This window comes from Paraburkholderia tropica, assembly GCF_014171495.1.
Lineage (GTDB): Bacteria > Pseudomonadota > Gammaproteobacteria > Burkholderiales > Burkholderiaceae > Paraburkholderia > Paraburkholderia tropica.
Genome location: NZ_CP049135.1, coordinates 104,354 through 120,952, shown reverse-complemented (window position 1 = coordinate 120,952; position 16,599 = coordinate 104,354). Strand labels below are relative to the sequence as shown.

Here is a 16,599-nt window from a genome sequence, read left to right as displayed (position 1 = left end):
TTACGCGAGCCGCTGCATATACGGCGGCAGCGCGGGCTCGGGCAGCACCGCCAGCACCTTCAGGCGTTGGAGCGTGCGTTTCTGGCCGCGTTCGAGATGCACGGCCAGCGCTTGCGACGCGCGCTGGAACTCGCCGTCGCGCAACGCTTCGAGCACGCTGCGATGTTCGATCAGCATGCCGTTGTCAGGATGCAGATTGAACGCGTCGTAGAAGGCGTGATTGACCGTCAGCGGCATATGCGCGCCGGTGATCGTCGCGAGCAGTTTGCGGTTCGGCGCATGGCGCAGGCAATCGACGTGCAGATCCGTTTCGAGCCGATACAGCGCGGCGGCGTCGACGGAATCCGGATCGGCGATGGCGTCGGCCAGACGCGCGAGCGCCGCTTCGATCCGCTCGCGCGGCAGCGACGGCGCGCTCGCGAGCAACGCGGCCGGTTCGAGCAGCAGGCGCAGTTCGTAATCCTGCGCGACCGCGCGCGCGGTGAGCGGCCCGCACAACCAGTGCGAATACGCCGATTTCTCGACGAGACCCACATCGCGCAAACGCGTCAGCGCCTCGCGGATCGCGCCGCGGCTCACGCCGAAATGCTGCGCGGCGAGCGTTTCATCGATACGAAAATGTCCGAACACCACGCCCAGCGAAATGGCCGCTTCGAGCGCGTCGTAAATGCGTTCGCTGGTCGAGGGAATGTCGAGCGGCGCGGGCGGTTCGTCGAAACCGAGCGCGGCTTCCGAAAGCGGCGCGCGCAGCGGCTCGGGCACGCTGCCGTCGGAATGCGCGACGAGATAGCCGCGTCCGTCGAAGGTATGCAGCAGACCGCCCGCATGCAGCATTTCGAAGGCTTTGCGCACCGGCACGCGGCTCGTGCCGAACATGCGCGCAACCGGTCCTTCGAGCAGCACGAGGCCGGGCGCGATCTTGCCGAGCGCGATCGCGCTCTTCAACTGGTCGTGAATCAGCCGGTAACGCAGGCGGCTGTCCGCGTTGGTTTCGGGTAGGTCCGCCGCTGGTGTGAGGGCGTGCTCTGGCTGGGTGGCGCGTGAGCGTTTCGTCATCGTTGCTTTGCTGGCGCCGTCACGACCGCATGAATTCGGTCCACCGGCGCACCAGATAATTGTGCTCGTCCATCACCGAGTTCCACACGGCAATGCGGCCCATGCGCGACAGATAATCGCCGCCATCGCGGCGCTGCCCCATGCGCACGAGATGACGCGTGGTCGGCCCCGGCAGCTCCGCCGCCGCGGGGGCACCATCGTACCAGTATGCCCACTCGGCGTCGTCGAGCTGCGCACGCGCGCGCGCCGGATTCGACATGTAATAGCCCTGGCGCGCCATCGTCGCGCCGGCCCAGCCGTCGAGCCACCAGTTCAGGTACTCGTAGGCGGCATCGAGCACGCGGCCATGCGCGGTGCGCGAGATCGACATGCCGCCGAACCACGCGCGATAGCCTTCCTTCGGGCACGCGAGGCGAAAGTGCAATCCGGCGCGTTCGAGTTCGATCGTGGCCGGCGACCAGATGCTCTGGATCGCGACCTTGTTGGCGATCATCAGATCCGCGGCCTCGGCAAAGGTCGACCAGAAACCGGCGAAATGGCCGCGCCGCTTGTAGTCGACGAGCACGCCGATCAGCGCGTCGATTTCCTCGATGCTCAGATTGCCGATGTTCTCGAAACGCATGAGCCCGCTGGCCTCCACGGCGAGCGCGGCGTCGATCGCGCCGATCGCCGCGTCGGCTTGCAAGGCGACGCGACCCGCCAGTTCGGGCGCGAGCAGCCACGCCCAGCTTTCCTCCCCGTTGCGCAGCGAAGGCGGCAATGCGTCTTCGAGATAGACGAAGCTGTCGGCGTTGTGCGTGAGCGGCAACATGCTGATGCGCTCGCTCGGCTCGCGCGAGAGCGAGTTGTCGGGCTGCACGAAGAGGCGGTCGGCGGGCACGCTGCCCGCGTTGCATATCGTGGCGGTCGTGCCCGCGGCGGCAGCGCTCGAACCCGGCGGCACGTCGATACGTCCCGTGCGCGCCAGCCCGTTCACTTCGTTCCAGCGCGCGATGCGTGTCGTGTCGATCGGTTGCAGCGCATGCGCGGGCCACAGGCAATCGATGCTGTGAATCCACTGGTCGTAGATTTCATAGCGCTCGGGATGCATAACGCCGTGACGCTGCACGTCGAGTCCATCTTCGACGATGAAGCGCAGCTTGATGCCGAGGTCCTGTTCGGCGCGCTTGCGGATATGCTCGCGCAGCGTCACCGACGTGCCGAGCACGCGCAGTTCGACCTTCGAGGGATGCACGGCGGGCGCGCGCGGCGCCGCGGCGTTCGCGTTGGCCGGATGGGCGCCCGATCTGGCAGTGCGGGAAGTGACGGGATTCAAGTCGGGACGTCGGCGTGATGTAGATGCGCATGAAAGCGCCGGTAAGACGCCATGATAGCGTCTTGCGAGAGACCGTCGGTGATGAAGACGAGGCGCGTCGAACGCTCGGCGTCGGGCCACGCGTCGAGATGCAGGACCGGATGCACGAGGTGATGCACGGCATGCAGCACCACGAGCAGATCGCTGCCCTCGAGCGCGAGCACGCCCTTCACGCGCAGGATGCGTTCGCCGTGACGGTTGAGCAGCATCGTGAGCCAGAGCGTGAACACGGCCCAGTCGAGCGGTTCGTCGAAACGCGCGCAGAACGCTTCGATGCGCGCGAGTTCGGCTTCGTGCGCGGTGGGGTTTGCTTCAGGGTTTGCTTCAGGGCTTTCTGCCGACTCCGCGCGCACGACGCCTGCGAGACGCAACGCGCGCGTCGCCCCGCCCACGCGCGACGCGGCGTGCATGGCGGCCTGCAGCGGGTCCGCAACGGGCGCGCCCAGCACGTCCTCCAGCTGCGCATGCGGCGCTTGCGCATCGCGCAGATGCACCTGCGCGGCAGGATTGAGCGCCTGCAATTCACCGATCAGCGCCTCGACACCGGCGGCCTCGGCGAGATCGGTTTTCGTCACCAGAAAACGGTCGGCGGCGCTCACTTGCGCGAGCCATTCGGGATGCGCGGCGCGTTGCGTGCGCGCGTTCACGGCGTCGACCACGGTGAGCGTGGCCGCCAGCGTGTAGTGGCTCGCGAGCACGGCGTCGCCGAGCAGCGTCGCGATGATCGGCGCGGGCGTGGCCAGCCCCGTCGTCTCGACGATCACGCGCGAAAACGGCGGCGTCTCGCCCCGCGCGCGCCGCGAGAACAGCATCGCGAGCGCTTCTTTCATTTCGCCGCGCATCGCGCAGCACAGGCAGCCGTTGTCGAGCAGCACGGTTTGCGGCCCGACCTCGCCCATCAGCAGATGATCGAGCCCGACCGCGCCGAACTCGTTGACGAGCACGGCCGTATCGCGCGCGCGTTCGCCCGTGAGCGCGTCGGCGATCAAGGTGGATTTGCCGCTGCCGAGAAAACCCGTGACGAGCGTGACGGGCAACACATCGTAGGCGAGGCTCATGCGGCACGCTCGTCAGCGTCGGCGAACAGCGCGAGCGGATCGAGCGGACGCCCGAGCATTTTTTCGGCCGCGCGCCAGACCTGCATGAAGTCGCTGACGATTTCCTGCGCGCCCGTGGGCGACGCGAGCACGAACGACTGACCATGAAAATCGGCGAGCGTGAGCCGGAACGGCCGCAGCACGCGATTAGCCAGCGCAACCTGCACGTAACGATGCCGCCGCGCGCCCGCCTCCGCACCCGCCGTTGCATTCGACCAATGACGCCCGCCGCCGAGCACGCCGCACATTCCACACATTGCCTGACCTCGCTTGCCTTGCTTGAACTGCCTTGCTTGTACTGCTTTCGTGGCCTCGATCGCCGCTTCGCCCATCAGGGCATCACGTCGCCGGAATTCGGGCCGAGCGTCTGGCCCACGAACAGATTGCCGCCCGGATCGGACGCGAGCAGCACGGCCACGGGCGCGACTTCCTCCACACGGCCGAAGCGGCGCAACGGCAATTCCGCCGACTTCGCCTCCTTCCACGCGGCGCTGATGCCGTCGACGAGCGGCGTCTCGATCGGCCCCGGCGCGATTGCGTTGACCAGCACGTTCTGCGGCGCGACCTCGATGGCGAGCGACTTCGTGAAGCCGATCACGCCCGCCTTCGCCGCCGAGTAATGGCACAGCTCCGCGCCGCCCTTGATGCCCAGTTGCGAGGCCACATTGATCACGCGGCCCCACTTCTGCGCGAGCATCGCAGGCAGCGCACGGCGCGTGCAGAGAAACACGCTGCGCAGATCGACGCGCATCATATCGTCCCACATCTGCGTGGTGAGATCCACGCAGCGCGCCTGCGTCAGCATGCCCGCATTGTTGACGAGAATGTCGATGCCGTCGAACGCGCCGATACAGCGATCGACGATCGCGTTCGCGGACGCCTCCTGCCCCACGTCGGCGGTGACGGTTTCGACCTGCGCGCCGAGCGCGCGGCACGCGTCGGCCTGCGCTTCGAGGCGCATGGTGTCGAGGTCGGCGAGCACGAGGCGCGCGCCGGCCTGCGCATAGGCACGCGCAATCGCGGCGCCGATGCCGCTCGCCGCGCCGGTGACGACCGCGCGGCGGCCGTCGAGTGAAAACGCTTGAGTCATGGTGTCGATGTCCTTCTACATGCGTGTGCGTGTTTGCACGTGTATCGCGAATGACGCGACGCGCGTCAGCCCGGCCAGCGCACCGTGAGGCCGCCGTCCGCGACGATCGCCTGGCCCGTGATGTACGAGGCGTCGTCGCTGGTCAGGAAGCGAATGAGGCGCGCGATCTCGTCGGGCCGTCCCACGCGCTTGAGCGGAATGCCGGCGGCGGCTTCGCGCAGACCTTGCGGTCCGAGCGAATTGACCGCGTCGAGCGATTGCGGCGTCTCGATCAGCCCCGGAATCACGGCGTTGCAGCGGATGTTGCGCGGCGCGAGTTCCATCGCGACGGCGCGGCACAAACCGGGCACGCCCGCCTTAGCCGCCGCGTAATGCACGTGGTTTTCCCAGCCGTACACGCCGCCCGCAATCGACGACACCGCGACCATCGCGCCGCCGTCGGCCATATGACGCGCGGCCGCGCGGAATGTGCGCATCACGCCCGTGAGATCGACGTCGAGCATCTCGTGCCATTGCTCGTCGCGCATCTCGGTGAGCGGCGCGGCGCGCAGCAGGCCCGCGTTGGCGACCGCGTAATCGAGGCGGCCGAAACGCCCGAGCGCGACTTGCGCGAACGCCTCGACCTCCTCCGCCGAGGTCACATTCACCGGCTGCATCAGGCACTGTCCGCCCACGGCTTCGACCGCGTGCGCCGTGGCCTGCGGGTCGTGCGGATCGCCCGGAAAATAGCCGCCGACGACGGCCACGCCGGCCTGTGCGTAAGCGACGGCGAGCGCCTGGCCAATGCCGCTCGCGGCGCCGGTAACGAGTGCAACTTTCACGTTTGACTCTCCTTGAATGAGGGTGGGCGTCACTGCACGCCGTCCGGCGTCACGTGCTTCGCGAACAGCACGAGCAGGCCGGAAAGAAAGCACGGCAGCGCGCCGAACCAGAGCGCGGCATGCAGCCAGTCGCTGCCTTGATTGAGCAGCGTGGTCACGCCGATGCCCGCGAGAATCGCGCCGATCGGACCCATCGCGTGCACGATCGAGCTGCCCGTGCCGCGAATCGCCGTCGGATAGCTTTCGCCGATGAAAAACAGCGCCGCCGAATACGGACCGATCAGAAAGAACAGGCCGAGGCTGTAGAGCGCGACGACCATGCCCGTGCTGCTCGGTCCCAGCAGCATGGCCGCGAAAGCGAGACCGCCGAGCATCCAGCCGATGGCGAGCGTATTGCGGCGGCCGATGCGATCGCCAATCCAGCCGTGCGTGAGATAACCGCAATAACCGATCACATTAGAGAGCACGAGAATCAGCAGCGAGCTTTCGAACGAGACGTTGTGCACGCGCGTGAGCACCGTGGTGCCGAGCACGCTGAACACCTGGATCGCCGACCAGTTCAGCAGAATGCCGCCGCCCAGCACCAGCGTGGCGCGCAGCGCGCTGCCGCGAAACGCCTGCGCGATGCCCGCGCGGCTGTGCTCCTCGTAATCGACGCGATGTTCGCCCGCGAGGGTGCGCGCCTCGCCGTCACGACCGGTTTCGCGCAGCACGCGAATCTGCTTGTGCAGCAGGAATTGCGGGCTTTCCTTGAGGCGGCGCGTCATGAAGAAAATGACGATCGCGGGAAACGTCGCGAAAATAAAGCAGCCTTGCCAGCCGATGCGCGGCAGCAGCAGCGCCGTGAGCGCCGAAGCGAGCAGCGCCCCGATCGGCCAGCCGCCCTGCACGAGGCTGTAAATGAAGCCCTTGCGCTTGTTGAGCTTCGGGTCGTTGGCCGCCGCGTAGAGTTCGTTCAGATAGGTCGCGTTGACGGTTTCCTCGGCATAACCGAGGCCCGAAAGCGAACGGATCAGCACCAGCGGCACCTGCCCCATCGCGCCGCCCACGACGGTCAGGCCCGAGCACACGGCCGCGCCCGCGACGGTCCACAACAGGCCCGCGCGACGGCCGAGACGGTCGAGCACCGGACCGATCGCGAACGCGATCACGGCGGTGCCGACGGCCACGAGCGTCGCGATTTCGGCCTGCGCGGCGGCATCCCAGTTGTAATGACGGCCGATCTCGGGCAACAGCGTGCCGAACAGAATGAAATCGTAGACGGCGAAAACCCACGCGAAGAACGCGACGACGGTCGCCCGCTTCACGTCGCCCGGCAGGATCTTCTCGAGTTTGAAGCCCGAGGCGGATAGCGGATTCTCTTGCATCGTTCGCACTCCTTCAGATAGGTGTGGCATGGAGGTTATGGTTGTATAAGCGCGCGACGCATGCCGCGCGCGGGTCGAAACAATCAGCCCTTATTGCGCGGATTGCGCTTCAGGAAATCGTCGGCGATTTCATCGCAGGTGCAAAAGCGCACGCCTTCGTGCGACTTGAAATGCGCGATCAGGCGTTCGAGCATCAGCAGCACCTGCGGGCGGCCCGACACGTCCGGATGGATCGTGATCGGAAACACCGCGTAATCGTGCTCGCGATACACCCAGTCGAACTGGTCGCGCCACATCTGCTCGATGTCGCGCGGATTCACGAAGCCGTGGCTGTTCGGCGACTTTTTGATGAACATCATCGGCGGCAGATCGTCGAGATACCAGTTCGCGGGCACTTCGACGAGATCGGTTTCCTCGCCGCGCACGAGCGGTTTCATCCACGTATCGGGATGCTTGCTGTAATCGATCTTCGTCCACGTATCGCCCACGCGCACGTAATACGGATGGAAGTCGTTGTGCATCAGGCTGTGGTCGTACTTGATGCCTTTTTTCACGAGCAGCGCGTTCGACACCGGGCTGAATTCCCACCACGGCGCGACGTAGCCGGTCGGACGGCGGCCCGAGAGTTGCGTGACGAGTTCGATGCTGCGGTCGAGCACGGCCTCTTCCTGTTCGGGCGTCATCGCGATCGGGTTTTCGTGGCTGTAGCCGTGAATGCCGATTTCGTGGCCTGCGTCCGCGACCGCTTTCATCTGTTCGGGAAACGTTTCGATCGAGTGGCCGGGGATGAACCACGTCGTCTTGATGCCTTCGCGCTCGAACAGCTTGAGCAGGCGCATCGAGCCGACTTCGCCCGCGAACAGGCCGCGCGAGATGTCGTCGGGTGAGTCCTCGCCGCCGTACGAGCCGAGCCAGCCCGCGACCGCGTCCACGTCGATGCCGAATGCGATCAGGATTTCCTTTGCCATATCGAATGCTCCTTGTTTTCAGTGCTGCGAGGAAAAAACCGCCTGCGCGGCTTCGGCCACGGCAAGCAGACGGTCGTCGTCGTTTTGCGCGCGCAACAGTTGCGCGCCGGTGGGCAGCCCCGCGTCGTCGCGGCCGCTGGGCAGCGCGACGGCGGGCGTATCGAGAAAACTGCCGGGCATGGTGAGCGCGAGCGTCGCGAGATTCACGCGCGCGAACAGATCGGCGTCGCGTTCGAGCGGCGCAAGCGCGGGCGCGACGTGCGGCACCGTGGGCAGCACAAGCGTGGCGTCGCCGAGTTCCTGCGCGAACGCGGCCAGCAGGTCCGCGCGGCGCGCGTGCAGTTCGGCCAGCCGCGTGGCGCTCACGTTGCGGCTCGCTTCGAGCCGCGTGCGCACGCGCGCGTCAAGGCGCGCCGCGTCGGGCGAATCGAGCAGCGAGCGGTAACGCGCGAACGCTTCGAGCGAACCGATCCAGCCCAGCTCGCGAATCACGCCGCAGGCCGCGAGAAAACTCGCGGGCGTGCGCGTGTCGATCGTCGCGCCGGCGCGCGCGAGGCGGGCCACGAAGGTGTCGAGATTGCGCGCGACGGCGTCGCTCACGCCGAAGCGCGCGAGGCTGCGCTCGTCGTAAATGAAGCGCTGGCCGCGCACATCCGGCAGCGGCGCGACGCGCGCGGCGCCGCGCAACAGCGCGTCGAAGTCGATGCAGTCGGTCACGTCGTGCGCGAGCGGGCCGGACGTATCGCAGGTCTGCGACAGCCCGGTCACGCCCTCGCCCGGATAGCGCGCGGTGCTGGCGCGATAGCCGGTCAGGCCGTTGAAGGCGGCGGGCACGCGGATCGAGCCCGCCGTGTCGGTGCCCATCGCGAGCGGCACGACGCCCGTGGCGACCGCGACCGCCGAACCGGACGACGACCCGCCGGGCGCGCGCGCGCCTTGCGCGCCGTCGAGCGCGGGATTCACCGGCGTGCCGAAATGCGGATTGAGGCCGAGCCCCGAGTACGCAAGCTCGCTGAGATTGGTCTTGCCGATAGCGATCGCGCCGCCGCGCCGGGCCGCGGCCACGAGCGGCGCATCCACGGTCGCGGCGGCGCGCTCGCGGTAAATCTGCGCGCCCGCCGTGGTCACGCTGCCCGCGACGTCGAACAGATCCTTCCAGGCAAGCGGCACGCCGTCGAACGCCGACAGTGGCGCACCCGCGCGCCAGCGCGCCGCCGAGGCCCGCGCCGCACCGAGCGCGCCCGCTTCATCGACGCTGATGAACGCCGCGCCCGCACGCGACGCACGCGCGAGCGCCTCGCTCGCGACCTCGACGGGATCGGTCGCGCCCGCCTTGTACGCCGCCGCGATGGCGCGCGCCGTGATGTTCGAAGTACTGCCCGCCGCCGGGCGATCCTGCTCCGTCACTGTGTTTCCTCTTTCGATAAATGTATGTCGTTGACAACATACGTTTACGATGCAGGTGAACAAAAAAACGGCCTACCAGGGTTTTACCGGGGTATCGGCGTGTTTTTGTCCAGGAATGCAGAGGCGCCCAAAGTCCCTGCGCGGCATGGGTATTGCGATTGCGGTTATCCTTGCGCGTCATCCGGCCTGTCAGACGCCGGCACGCCGAAAGCCAGTCGTAACCGAATCCGCGGAGAAGACGCTTGAACCAGCCTGCCGCCTCAACCACGCCGGGCGCGCCGCCCGCGCCCCCGCCGCCGCTAGAGGGCGGCAAGCTGATCCTCGCGACCGTCGCGGTCGCGCTGGCCACGTTCATGAACGTGCTCGACACCTCGATCGCCAACGTCGCCATTCCGACGATCTCCGGCGACCTCGGCGTGTCCGTCGACGAAGGCACGTGGGTCATCACCGTGTTCGCGGCGGCCAACGCGGTCTCGATCCCTCTGACCGGCTGGCTCACGCAGCGCTTCGGCCAGATCCGCCTGTTCGTCGCGTCGATTCTGTCGTTCGTGCTTGCCTCGTGGCTCTGCGGCATTGCGCCGACGCTGCCCTTCCTGCTCGTCGCGCGCGTGCTGCAAGGCGCCGTGGCCGGTCCGCTGATTCCGCTCTCGCAGGCCATCCTGCTCGGTTCATGGCCACGCGACAAATCCGCCACCGCGCTCGCCTTCTGGGCGATGACGACCACGGTCGGCCCGATCGCGGGCCCCGCGCTCGGCGGCTGGATCACCGACAGCTACAACTGGTCGTGGATCTTCTACATCAACATTCCGGTCGGCCTGTTCGCCGCCTCGATCACGTGGTCGATCTACCGGCAGCGCGAGTCGGCCACGCGCAAGCCGCCCATCGACATAGTGGGTCTCGGCCTGTTGATCGCGTGGGTCGCCTCGCTGCAGATCCTGCTCGACAAGGGCAAGGATCTCGACTGGTTTTCCTCGCCCGTGATCGTCGGGCTGGGGATCGTCGCGCTGATCAGCTTTGCGTTCTTTCTCGTCTGGGAATTGACCGAGGAACATCCGATCGTCGATTTACGATTGTTCGGACAACGTAATTTCCTCGGCGGCACCGTGGCGATTTCAGTGGCGTACGGCGTGTTTTTCGGCAATCTCGTGCTCTTGCCGCAATGGATGCAGGAGTATCTGAATTACCGTTCCGTCGACGCGGGCCTCGTGACCGCGCCGCTCGGCATATTCGCGATGTTGCTCTCGCCCGTCGTGGGCCGCATCTTGCCGCGCTCGGATGCGCGCGTGATCGCGACTTCGGCGTTCGTGCTGTTCGCGGTGGTGTTTTTCATGCGCTCGCGTTACGTAGTCGAGATCGACACGTTCCACCTCGTGTTGCCGACGCTGCTGCAAGGCGTGCCGATGGCGCTGTTCTTCGTGCCGCTCACGGCGATCATTCTCGCGGGGCAGCCGCCGCAACGCATTCCGGCGGCGGCGGGTCTGTCGAATTTCGTGCGCGTGTTTTGCGGCGCGGTGGGCACGTCGATTTCGACGAACGCGTGGAATAACCGTACGATCCTGCATCACGAACGGCTCACCGAGCAGGCGAGCATCGACAATCCGCTGTTCCGGCAATCGATCGAGCAGACGCAGCAGGTGCTGCATCTGAGCGAGCCGTCGGCGCGCGCGCTATTCGATTTTCAGTTGACGACCCAGGCTGCGATGATGGGGCTGAACGATATTTTCTATATCTCGGCGATTATTTTTCTCGCGATCATTCCGCTTATCTGGATCACGAAATCGACGAAAGGCGGCGGTGGAGGCGGCGCGGCCGGCGCGCACTAATCACTGCCGCGATTACCCAAACCGCGCCGGCGAATACGGCGCGGGATCCGTAAACGGCGTCTCGCCCATTATCTGTTCCGCGAGCAGGCGCCCCGACACCGGCCCGAGCGTCAGGCCATGATGGTTATGGCCGAACGCGAACCACAGACCCGTGTGACGCGGCGCGGGACCGAGCAGCGGACGCATGTCGGGCGTGCACGGACGCATGCCCATCCACGGCGTATCGTCCAGACGTTGCCCCAGCCCGAACACGGGACGCGCGTTGCGTTCCGCGTCGTCGAGTTGCGCGTAGTTCGGCGGCCGCTCGCGCGTGGCGAGTTCGACGCCGGTCGTGAGACGCAGGCCGCGCCGCATCGGCGCGACCACATAACCGCCTTCGATATCGACCACGGGCCGCGTGAGCGGCGCGCGCGCCGCGCTCGCGTAGTGCATGTGATAGCCGCGCTTGGCCATCAGCGGCACGCGATAACCAAGCGGCGCGGTCACCGTATCGGACCACGGCCCCATCGCCACCACGGCGAGTTGCGCGTCGAGCGGACCGTCGTCGGTCTGCACGGACCAGCCGCCGCCCTGCGCGCGCAACGTGCGCGCATCGCCCTTCACGATCGCGCCGCCCTCGCGCTCGAACAGCGCGGCGTAGCCCTTCACCAGCGCGCCCGGATCGGCGACGCTGGCCGGATCGATCCAGTGAATCGCGCCCGCATAACCCGCCGCCAGCGACGGCTCCGCCGCACGCAAACCGGCGGCGTCGAACGTCTCGATACGCAGATGATGATCGGCCGCCACATGCTGCGCCGCCGCGCGTTCGCGCTCGAACGCCTCGGCCGAGCGATACGCCTCGAGCCAGCCGATCGGGCGCACGAGCGCGCGCAGATCGGTGCGCGCGACGAAGGCCTCGTGCTCCGCGACGCTGCGCTCGATCAGCGGCAGCATGTCGCGCGCCGCGCCCGCCAGCCGCGCCGGCGACGACTCGCGCCAGAAGGTCGCGAGCCAGCGCGCGTAAGCGGGCATCGAGCGCAGGTCGTAGCGCAGCACCGTCGAGTCGTTGCGCACGAGACGCAGCAGCGTGCGCCAGTCGCGCGGAAAACCATACGGCACCACCGACGACGCCTCGATCAGCCCCGCGTTGCCGTGGCTCGTTTCCTCGCCGGGCGCGCGCCGGTCGACCAGCGCCACGCGCACGCCGCGCTGCTGCAAATGCAGCGCCACGCTCACGCCGACGATGCCCGCGCCGAGCACGATCGCGCTCTTGCTCATGCGATTCCTCTGGACTCCGTATCGTTCAAAATTACTTCGCGACGATGTCGCGGCCAAAATACTTCATCGACAGCTTCGTGAGCGTGCCGTCCTTGCGCAGCGAATCGAGCGCCGCCACCACTTTGGCCTTGAGCGCCGCGTCGTTCTTGCGCAGACCGAAGCCCGTGCCCTCGCCCAGCGTGGCCGGGTCCTTGAGCGGCGCGCCCGCGAAATCGTAGTCCTTGCCTTGCGGCTTCGAGAGGAAACCGTCGGTGGCAGTCTGCACTTCCTGGACCGCGCCGTCCAGACGGCCCGCCGCGAGATCCGCGAAAATCTGGTCCTGATTCTCGTACGTGACGATCGACACGCCCTGCGCCGCCCAGTGCTTGCGCACGTAATCTTCCTGCGTCGAGCCTTGCAGCACGCCGATCTGCTTGCCTTTGAGGCTCGCGGGCGTGGGCTGCAAACCGGAGCCGCGCTTCGCGACCATCTGGATCGGCATAACGTAGACGGCCGGCGTGAAGTCGATCTGCTGACGACGCTTGTCCGTGATGTTCATCGCCGAATTGATGACGTCGAACTTGCGCGCCTCCAGCGCCGCGATCAGGCCGTCGAAGCTGTTCTCGACCCACACGCACTTCACCTGCATGCGCTGGCACACGGCATTGCCGATGTCGATGTCGAAGCCCTGCAACTGGCCCGACGGCGCCTTGCTCTCGAACGGCGGATACGACGCCTCCACGCCGAAACGCAGCGTCTGCGGATCCTGCGCGTGCGCGACGCCCGAGGTCAGCGCGGTCGTGCCGAGCGCCGCGGCGAGCAGGCCGGCCAGTCCCGCCGCGCGCGCGCAGCGAATCGTCTTCGTGTTCATCGTCGTCATCCTTGGTCTCATGGGTCGGGCGGCGCGCCGCTGCGCAGGGTGCCTCGCACACGGCGCGTCCGCAGAACGAATATAGACGAAAAATCAAAATAAAGTCTAGAATGGACAAAAAAGTCCACCTCGACTTTCCCACCACCTTCCCGTCCCCACATCCTCGCGCCGCCGCGAGATTTCGAAGGAATCCAGCATGTCCGGTACGACAAATTCGCCGCTTTCCCACGCCGCCGCGCCCTTTATCGCCGACGCCGCCACGGTGCGCGCCGCGCTGCCGCACCTCGACGTGCGCGGCGTGCTTGCGCGCCTGTTCGCCTCGCTCGGACGCGGCGAAGCCGTGCAGCCGCCGCAGACGCTCGCGCTGTTTCCGCAGCAGGCCGGCGACTTCATCACCTATCTGGGCGTGCTCGCCGAAGCGGGCGTGTTCGGCGCGAAGCTCTCGCCGTACATCGCGGGCACGAGCGGCAACGCGCCCATCATCACGGCCTGGACCGCGCTGATGTCGATGCAGACCGGCCAGCCGCTCATGTGGTGCGACGCCGGTTTGCTGACGACCGAGCGCACGGCGGGCACCACGGCGCTCGCCGTCGACCAGCTCGCGCCGCGCGAGGCGCGCCGGCTCGCCGTGATCGGCGCGGGCGCAGTGGCGCTCGCGCATATCCGCCACGCCGCGCCGCTGCGCGCGTGGGAGATCATCCGCGTGTTTTCGCCATCGCTCGCGGGCGACGCCGCGCGCGCCGAGCAGGTGCGCGCGACCGACGCGCGCGTGAGCGTCGAAAGCTCGGCGCAAGCCTGCGTCGCCGACGCCGACGTGATCATGCTCTGCACCTCGTCGGGCAAGCCGGTGCTCGCGCTCGACACGCTGACGAAACCCGCGCTCATCACCTCGATCAGCACGAACGTCGCGCAGGCGCACGAAATCGATCCGGCCGCGCTGCCCACGCTCGACGTCTTTTGCGACTATCGCCGCACCACGCCGCACAGCGCGGGCGAAATGACGATCGCCGCGCGCGAGCACGGCTGGTCGCCGGACGCGATCGTGGGCGATCTCGCCGATCTCGCCAACGACGCCTGTCCGCGCCCGACCTACGCGCGCCACGCGTTTTTCCGCTCGATCGGCCTCGGCCTCGAAGACATCGCCGTGGCGTACGCGCTCTACGCGCATCTGCGCGCGGCGCGATAAGCAGTATCATCGACGTCCTCCGCAATCGCGCCACACCGCGCCACCCATACGTCGCCCACAGGTCCGCTCCGATGCCGAAAAAAGCACCCGCGAAAACCGCCGCGCCCCGCCTTCCGGACACGCGCGCGCGTCTGCTCGAGCGCTACGCGCACGTCGCGGACAGCATCACGACGCTGTTCTTTCCGTTCGCCGAAGTCGTGATCCACGACCTCGCGGACCAGACCGTGGCGTATCTGTCGAACAATCTCTCGAAGCGCGAGATCGGCGACGATTCCGCGCTCGAGGACATCGAGGAAACCACCCGCAACAAGCTGCTCGGGCCGTACGAGAAGGTGAACTGGGACGGCCGGCGCATGCGCTGCGTGAGCACCGCGCTGTTCGACGACGACGGCCGCGCGGCGGGCGTCATGTGCATCAACCTCAACATCGCGGCGTTCGAGGACATGCAGGCGACGCTCGATCTGTTCCTGCGCGGCGCGGGCGTGATCGCGCAACCCGAGGAGCTGTTCAAGGACGACTGGCAGGAGCGCATCAACACCTTCCTGCACGGCTGGCTGCGCGAGCGTCAGGTGGCGCTCAACTCGCTCACGCGCGAGCATCGGCGCGAACTGGTCGAGGCGCTGCATGCCGAGGGCGCGTTCAAGGGCAAGAGTTCGGCGAATTACGTGGCCAAGGTGCTGGGCATGGGGCGCGCGACCGTCTACAAGCATCTGCGCGAGATGAAGGCCGACGCGGCGTAAAGCCGCAGGCGCATCGTTTCGCGCGAATCGGCGCAAGCCGGCCAAGCCGGGCGAATTCGGGCAAGCGCGCGCCACGCAAGAACGAAGCGGCCAACCCCGCCGGAGCCGCTACAATCGCCGGGATGGCGGCGGCCACCGCGCCGCCCTTCGCTCCCTGCTCCTCGCCCTTGCCCGCGATGTCCATGAACTACACGCCCATCCTCGACGCGATCCGCCGCGACCTGCAACCGCATCTCGGCTCGGGCCGCGTCGCCGATTACATCCCCGAACTCGCCAAGGTCCGCGCCGATCACTTCGGCATGGCGATCGTCACCGTCGACGGCCAGGTTTATCGCACCGGCGACGCCGACGTGCGCTTCTCCATCCAGAGCATTTCGAAGCTGTTCGCCTGCACGCTGGCGTTTCAGCTGCTCGGCGACGCGCTCTGGGAACGCGTGGGCCGCGAGCCGTCGGGCACCGCGTTCAACTCGCTCGTGCAGCTGGAATTCGAAGCGGGCAAGCCGCGCAATCCGTTCATCAACGCGGGCGCGCTCGTGGTCACCGACGTGCTCTGCCGCCGCTTCGTGCAGGCCGAAACGGCGCTCGTCGATTTCGTACGGCGACTCTCGGGCGAAGCGGGCATCGGCTACGATTTGCGCGTCGCGCAATCCGAACTCGCGCACGCCGAACGCAATCGCGCGATGGCGCATTTCATCGCCAGTTTCGGCAACCTGGAAATGCCCGCCGATACGGTCATCGACGCGTATTGCCGGCAATGCGCGATCGAGATGAGCTGCGTGGAACTCGCGCGCGCGGCGCTCTTTCTCGCCAACGGCGGCGTGTCGCCCGCGAGCAGCGAAAGCGTGCTCGACGCGAGTTCGGCCAAGCGGCTTTCGGCGCTGATGCTGACCTGCGGCACGTACGACGCCGCCGGCGATTTCGTCTACCGCGTGGGCCTGCCCGCGAAAAGCGGCGTGGGCGGCGGCATCGTCGCGGTGCTGCCGGGCGAATTCGCCGTCTGCGTGTGGTCGCCGGGACTCGACGCGACGGGCAACTCGGCGGTCGGCTCCCTCGCGCTCGAATGGCTGACGACGCGCATCGGCCGCTCGATTTTTTAAGACGTCCGCTTCGGACGGAGCGCGTTGGCGAGCGCGCTATACTTGCGCGCTTTCGTTGTCTGCTTCCGTTGTCCGCTGCCGTTGTCAGCCCACGCACCAAGGATTCCCCATGAGCACTTTGCCGCCCTGCCCGAAATGCAGTTCCGCGTTCACCTACGAAGACGCGGGCATGTTCATCTGCCCCGAATGCGCGCATGAATGGTCGGGAGAAGCGGGCGCGCCCGCGGAAACCGCGAAGGTTTATCGCGATTCGGCGGGCAATGTGCTGCAGGACGGCGATACCGTCACGGTCATCAAGGACCTGAAGCTCAAAGGCTCGGGCGGCGTGATCAAGATGGGCACCAAGGTCAAGAATATCCGCCTCGTGGATAGCGATCACGATATCGATTGCAAGATCGACGGTTTCGGTGCGATGAGCCTGAAGACGGAGTTTGTCAGAAAGGCTTGAGGCTTCGAGCGTTAAAGGGCGGCGAATAGCCGGATTCG

The 16,599-nt window shown here is 67.0% G+C and carries 16 protein-coding genes; 5 read left to right on the top strand and 11 right to left on the bottom strand.

What is annotated here, in order from left to right; translation table 11 throughout:
- The 9 genes from G5S35_RS15290 to G5S35_RS15250 all read right to left on the bottom strand — a co-directional run bounded on the left by G5S35_RS15290 (position 1) and on the right by G5S35_RS15250 (position 9,160).
- Positions 1-1,056 (bottom strand): GntR family transcriptional regulator, encoded by a 1,056-nt coding sequence (locus tag G5S35_RS15290; RefSeq protein ID WP_074982343.1) that lies wholly within the window; start codon positions 1,054-1,056, stop codon positions 1-3.
- 19 nt (positions 1,057-1,075) lie between these two features.
- A complete protein-coding gene (locus tag G5S35_RS15285) occupies positions 1,076-2,290 on the bottom strand; it encodes an ABC transporter substrate-binding protein (RefSeq protein WP_074982662.1) in 1,215 nt (404 codons plus the stop codon).
- Positions 2,291-2,367: 77 nt separating this feature from the next.
- Positions 2,368-3,468 carry a CobW family GTP-binding protein gene (locus G5S35_RS15280; RefSeq protein ID WP_183039152.1) on the bottom strand — a complete coding sequence of 367 codons (1,101 nt, stop codon included), beginning with the start codon at positions 3,466-3,468 and terminating at the stop codon, positions 2,368-2,370.
- Positions 3,465-3,764, bottom strand: a complete 300-nt coding sequence (locus G5S35_RS15275; protein WP_183039151.1) for a hypothetical protein — start codon at positions 3,762-3,764, stop codon at positions 3,465-3,467. The genes G5S35_RS15280 and G5S35_RS15275 overlap by 4 nt, the downstream gene beginning before the upstream one ends.
- Positions 3,765-3,838: 74 nt before the next feature.
- The gene (locus G5S35_RS15270) at positions 3,839-4,597 is read right to left on the bottom strand and encodes an SDR family NAD(P)-dependent oxidoreductase (RefSeq protein WP_183039150.1); all 759 of its coding nucleotides are present in this window, start codon (positions 4,595-4,597) and stop codon (positions 3,839-3,841) included.
- Positions 4,598-4,662: 65 nt separating this feature from the next.
- On the bottom strand, positions 4,663-5,418 hold the full coding sequence (locus G5S35_RS15265; RefSeq protein ID WP_074982347.1) for an SDR family NAD(P)-dependent oxidoreductase: 756 nt from the start codon (positions 5,416-5,418) through the stop codon (positions 4,663-4,665).
- A gap of 29 nt (positions 5,419-5,447) precedes the next feature.
- Complete coding sequence (locus G5S35_RS15260) at positions 5,448-6,785, bottom strand: MFS transporter (protein WP_065060670.1); 1,338 nt, start codon at positions 6,783-6,785, stop codon at positions 5,448-5,450.
- An 83-nt stretch (positions 6,786-6,868) separates the two neighbouring features.
- Positions 6,869-7,753, bottom strand: a complete 885-nt coding sequence (locus G5S35_RS15255; RefSeq protein WP_065060669.1) for a polysaccharide deacetylase family protein — start codon at positions 7,751-7,753, stop codon at positions 6,869-6,871.
- An 18-nt stretch (positions 7,754-7,771) separates the two neighbouring features.
- Complete coding sequence (locus G5S35_RS15250) at positions 7,772-9,160, bottom strand: amidase family protein (protein ID WP_202035003.1); 1,389 nt, start codon at positions 9,158-9,160, stop codon at positions 7,772-7,774.
- Positions 9,161-9,402: 242 nt separating this feature from the next.
- Here G5S35_RS15250 and G5S35_RS15245 point away from each other — a divergent pair, with 242 nt between their 5' ends.
- Positions 9,403-10,983, top strand: coding sequence for a DHA2 family efflux MFS transporter permease subunit (locus G5S35_RS15245; protein WP_065060668.1), 1,581 nt, complete (start codon positions 9,403-9,405; stop codon positions 10,981-10,983).
- A 12-nt stretch (positions 10,984-10,995) separates the two neighbouring features.
- Here the strand turns inward: G5S35_RS15245 and G5S35_RS15240 are convergent, their stop codons facing one another.
- Both G5S35_RS15240 and G5S35_RS15235 read right to left on the bottom strand, forming a co-directional pair.
- A complete protein-coding gene (locus G5S35_RS15240) occupies positions 10,996-12,240 on the bottom strand; it encodes an NAD(P)/FAD-dependent oxidoreductase (RefSeq protein WP_183039149.1) in 1,245 nt (414 codons plus the stop codon).
- Positions 12,241-12,271: 31 nt separating this feature from the next.
- Complete coding sequence (locus tag G5S35_RS15235) at positions 12,272-13,090, bottom strand: ABC transporter substrate-binding protein (protein ID WP_176081858.1); 819 nt, start codon at positions 13,088-13,090, stop codon at positions 12,272-12,274.
- A 196-nt stretch (positions 13,091-13,286) separates the two neighbouring features.
- On the opposite strand from G5S35_RS15235, the gene G5S35_RS15230 reads away from it, so the two are divergent.
- From G5S35_RS15230 to G5S35_RS15215, 4 genes are all read left to right on the top strand, one after another.
- Complete coding sequence (locus tag G5S35_RS15230) at positions 13,287-14,276, top strand: ornithine cyclodeaminase family protein (RefSeq protein WP_183039148.1); 990 nt, start codon at positions 13,287-13,289, stop codon at positions 14,274-14,276.
- A 71-nt stretch (positions 14,277-14,347) separates the two neighbouring features.
- A complete protein-coding gene (locus G5S35_RS15225; RefSeq protein ID WP_065060665.1) occupies positions 14,348-15,016 on the top strand; it encodes a helix-turn-helix transcriptional regulator in 669 nt (222 codons plus the stop codon).
- A 182-nt stretch (positions 15,017-15,198) separates the two neighbouring features.
- A complete protein-coding gene (locus G5S35_RS15220; protein WP_065060664.1) occupies positions 15,199-16,113 on the top strand; it encodes a glutaminase in 915 nt (304 codons plus the stop codon).
- A 109-nt stretch (positions 16,114-16,222) separates the two neighbouring features.
- On the top strand, positions 16,223-16,561 hold the full coding sequence (locus G5S35_RS15215; protein WP_065060663.1) for a zinc ribbon domain-containing protein YjdM: 339 nt from the start codon (positions 16,223-16,225) through the stop codon (positions 16,559-16,561).
- Positions 16,562-16,599: the final 38 nt, after the last annotated feature.